Here is a 2632-nt window from a genome sequence, read left to right as displayed (position 1 = left end):
CTGAATAAGGAAAAACCGTTTAACAGCGAAGTAGTCAGTTGCACCGCGCTCGCGAAGTTCGTCGAAGATCGGAAAGTTGAGCGCGGGTTCTTCGACTGTCAGATCTTGTCTTATCTCTTCAACGTTGTTTGCCAAAAGATGGTAAATCGGGCTTAGAACGTATTGCTCAGGCGCATCCGTTCTTCGGACAAAGTTCTCTCGCTCATTACCGCCTTCCCTGTGCCAGCGAAAAGCGACAGTCCCAATCTCGGGATGATGAGCGCGAACAGTGATGTTTGCTCTTTGAAGTGGAATTCCTGCCGAAACAAGACGTTGGCAGAATGCCTCAAGCCAGAGCTCCACAGGCGCATTCTCCAAGCCCTGTTGAACCAGCCAATCGGCTATGTCCTTAACGGCGGCAGTCAGTTCCCAGTTTTGGACTAAAGGAGCTGCCATGATGTCCTCTTAGTGAGCTATCTGAACAGTTGGCTCGTAGTCTAATTCACTTCAAGGACACATCAAATTCAATTCTCCCACTGCGCTTGCAGCCCTAAGGTATATGCTGATCTTGTGGCGTATTGCACGCGCGACACCTGGGCGATGGTCGCAATTCATCGGGAATTACTGGCGATGTAAGGTGTGCTGCGAACCTCAAAACAACTGGCGGTGCTGCTCCCCTAGGAGACTAGGCGATTTGCCGGAGTTACGGCGCCCCCAACACTTAATCTTGCCAATCCAACCGATACAAGACGTGGTGACCGCGTAGACCTTTCAGGAGTCTGGGTTCTATTTCAAAAAACGAGAAATCAGTTCGTCCTCCGACCATGGCGCGAGTCGCATCTGAAACGAGTATCTCGCCCGCCGCACCAACCGTGGTTATGCGTGAAGCTTTGTTGACCACAGTGCCAAAAAAATCTCCACGAGATTGCACGACATCACCAGTGTGAATTCCAATCCGGACACCGAAAGACGGCTCCTCGGAAGCCGATGCAATAGCCTTCTGAATCTTGACAGCAGCCGTTAGCGCTTCCTTCGCGGACGGAAAGACGGACAACGTTCCGTCTCCAAGGGATTTCACGAACTGGCCATGATACTTTTCAATGATCGCCGCCAAGACTTGGAAGTGGTTTTCGATCAGCACCGACCAACGCTGATCGCCCAACGCCTCCGCCAACGTTGTGCTGCCCTCCACATCAGTGAAAAGTACTGAAGCCAAACCTTCGGTTTGGATCAGCTCGGGTCCATCTTCGCGCGCAGCATCAACCAGTTTTTGGATGGCCAGCTGCTCTTTACCCACGAGTTCAATATTTGGAGTTGGCACTGAAGCGTGGCGATTGATGATCTTCCAGGCTGCTCCCTCCAGGACAAAAATCAGAACGGTGCGGTAAAAGACGGCTTCATCAAAGCCGACAAACTGAATCTTGTGGACGAAGGATGACCATCCCGTCTCTCCGTTTTCGAAGGCCTCAGCTTCAACTTCTTCGAAAACGACTGGTGCCGGGATCTCCGCGAAAAAGCCGCTAACCCCATCGCGAACTGCTTGCCCGCTCCAAAACTCACCTTCTCCTGTCCCAACGAACCGTAGTTCATCTGCTTTCGACAGAAAATCCTGCAACTCGTCAGTATTCTTCTTGGTTCTGAGTATTTCATACCAACGCCTCGAAACCGCCAGCAGCTCAGGTGAGGAACGTATCATCACAAATGACTCGAGACGCTAAATGGAATGAGGCTTACAAGGTCTTGCAACCGGGATCTCCATTTTTCGAAAGATGCAGGTCAATGCTGCCGCTGAGGTTTGGTCAGATCAAGACTTTTGTATTTCTCCAGAACGGAGCGCATAAGACGCAGATCAAAAGACGCACGTCGGTTCAGAGCGAACTATCGACGGAGTTTCTGAGTTCGAGTCCGGATCACAGGGTATCGAATCGTTTTGCTGTCGGAGAGCAACTCGACGCTGTACTGACCCGCAAAATAAGATGCATGAGTGTATCGGGCACACGCTAAGCTAGAAGGTTCCCAGAACTACGCAGTGAAACTCGAAGTGCAGCAAGCGCCGTCTTGACATGGCTATGCGAACTGGTTCAGCTTGCGGTCATGACGTACACACGCATCCACTGCCATCGAATATCGGCCTGAGGTCGATAACTCACGCGAAATCCGTGGGAGGCAGCATTGGTATGCGGGCGAGGCTTATATCCTTGTAGTTGCTCCAGATTAGAGTGCACGAGTCGGTTCGATTCCGACGCCTCCTACCATCCTCAGGAGGTGTCCGAAATGGCGGGCGACGTCACGAACGCAATTGATTTCAAAGACATCAAACAAGCGGTCGAGGAGAGCCTCGGACGCACACCCGAAGGCTGGTACGGCTTGCCAGATCTCGAGAGGGGTCTTCCATCTCAACAAGACCAAGTTCTGGAGAATGTGACTGATGGATGATGTCGAAACGAGCTGGAAAGAATTCAGGGAAAAGGTCCGAGGTGTGGTCGAGGACCATGGAGCGCCAAATGATCTCCGCTCATTTGACGCCTGGTACGCCGAAGAGATGCGTTTGGTGATGGCGCACAACTACCCAGCTCCGCACGTCTCTGACGTCACATGGTCGACCGAGGGTCTGCATGTCGAGTGTGATGAACGCGAAGTGGTCGACCGTATG

3 protein-coding genes and 1 pseudogene are annotated in these 2632 nt (G+C 52.1%); 2 read left to right on the top strand and 2 right to left on the bottom strand.

The window, feature by feature from the left end; all coding sequences use genetic code 11:
- Together ACRZ91_RS22110 and ACRZ91_RS22105 are read right to left on the bottom strand one after the other, a co-directional pair.
- Positions 1–435, bottom strand: a pseudogene (locus ACRZ91_RS22110) (hypothetical protein); the annotation flags it as partial.
- A gap of 265 nt (positions 436–700) precedes the next feature.
- Positions 701–1675 carry an adenylate/guanylate cyclase domain-containing protein gene (locus ACRZ91_RS22105; RefSeq protein WP_480524000.1) on the bottom strand — a complete coding sequence of 325 codons (975 nt, stop codon included), beginning with the start codon at positions 1673–1675 and terminating at the stop codon, positions 701–703.
- A gap of 578 nt (positions 1676–2253) precedes the next feature.
- Between ACRZ91_RS22105 and ACRZ91_RS22100 the strand changes: the two genes are divergently transcribed.
- The gene (locus ACRZ91_RS22100) at positions 2254–2415 is read left to right on the top strand and encodes a hypothetical protein (protein ID WP_480908634.1); all 162 of its coding nucleotides are present in this window, start codon (positions 2254–2256) and stop codon (positions 2413–2415) included.
- The coding region (locus tag ACRZ91_RS22095; RefSeq protein ID WP_480908632.1) for a hypothetical protein at positions 2408–2632 on the top strand (225 nt) is incomplete at its 3' end. The genes ACRZ91_RS22100 and ACRZ91_RS22095, both read left to right, overlap by 8 nt.

This window comes from Ruegeria sp. O11 (assembly GCF_056535285.1).
Note: the sequence above shows the minus strand (reverse complement) of the source record. Positions and strands in the feature narration are given on the sequence as shown.